We start from the raw sequence: 1,326 nt of genomic DNA, 5'->3' as shown, positions 1-1,326 counted from the left end.
TGAACGGCCGAACATGGCGTTGAATGGCTATACCCCAATGCAACATCTACAACGAATGACCTGATTCTACTTATAACCTCGGTTAAAAACGGGGGGATTACCATCCATTGCCCCGACAGCTCCTATACCGCATTGAGCCGAGCAGCCAAAATTTGTTTTGATTGCTATCTTTCCTGCTTTAACCAATGAATTTCCTGTCGTGTTGGATTGCTATGTGTCCGTGATTCAACCACGTTATGAATGTGATGACCCTGTGCATCGTAGTGATACAGTCGTTTTTTGTGGAATTTGAACTTAAGGATTTTACTACAAAGTAAAAACCTCTTATTCTATCGCCTCAATAAGACTCAATAATTGCTGTTGCAGAACTATCATGGAAGATAGTATCTATATATTCTTTCAATGTTCTATAGTTAAAGTGTTCACATTTATTAAAGCACAACATTTAACACTGATAGAATCTGACAGACACCTGTATGAATAACCGGTAACTGTCAGGTCAAATCTGAGTTACTACATATTAGCGAATATTAACAATTATTACTGTTACTAATTATCTCATTAATTTCAGTTCGCCACACATTTTTCCATTTTATCTCTATATCTGAAGAGTAATTTTCAATTGAATAATAGTCATCTTTATCATTATTAGATACAAAGCACTGATCAACGCCATTAACGATCCATGTCAGTAGATTTGAAATATCTTTATCTTGATTATTTTCTTTAAAAAATAACTTAGCATTTTTTATTAGATCAATTAATAATACTTCATCAAAGAAAGCATTCTCAAATAAAGAGTAGCAAAAAGTTCCCTCGATCAAGTCATCTTTGTTTTTTAATATATTATGTTTTAAATTAGCTTTCATGTTAGCATCCCGGACCTTTTCTTTTTGCGGCTTTAATTGATTTCTTTTCATTATAAGAACCATCCAAATTAAATACTCCCTTAGACTTATCCAACGATGAAAAAGTTTCGTAGTGATCTTTATGAAGATTATCTAAATAGAAATAATCACCTTTTTTAAAGGTCACATCCCCAACTTTAACTTTACTAGTTATCTTATAAATCTCAGCCCCTTGGAATTTTTTTCCTGTTGTTGTAGCTGCATCACCTACGATCTCAAGGAAGCGATCTAGACCTAGCGGATCTACCCACATCAGCGGATTCGGCGCATACTGATACAGATTTATCCCACCCAATAACCCAATCGGATCAGGCATGATAAAACGGCCTATCTGTGGGTCGTAGAACCTGAACGTATTAAAATGTAGCCCCGTTTCATTGTCAAAATACTGTCCGGCATAGCGTAGATTTTGTTCGAA

2 protein-coding genes are annotated in these 1,326 nt (G+C 35.1%); both read right to left on the bottom strand.

Features of this window, described 5'->3' with window-relative positions; all coding sequences use genetic code 11:
• Window positions 1-530: 530 nt before the first annotated feature.
• Complete coding sequence (locus PR709_RS04710; RefSeq protein WP_104872946.1) at window positions 531-869, bottom strand: hypothetical protein; 339 nt, start codon at window positions 867-869, stop codon at window positions 531-533.
• 1 nt (window position 870) lies between these two features.
• Window positions 871-1,326: RHS repeat-associated core domain-containing protein (locus PR709_RS04705; protein ID WP_272570764.1), on the bottom strand; the 456-nt coding region annotated here is incomplete at its 5' end.

The organism is Providencia sp. PROV267 (genome assembly GCF_028477825.1).
In the GTDB taxonomy this organism is placed as follows: domain Bacteria; phylum Pseudomonadota; class Gammaproteobacteria; order Enterobacterales; family Enterobacteriaceae; genus Providencia; species Providencia stuartii.
Note: the sequence above shows the minus strand (reverse complement) of the source record. Positions and strands in the feature narration are given on the sequence as shown.

Bases quoted from the DNA above. Each gene is read 5' to 3' on its own strand.
- PR709_RS04710 (WP_104872946.1), bottom strand. From the start codon at position 869: ATGAAAGCTAATTTAAAACATAATATATTAAAAAACAAAGATGACTTG.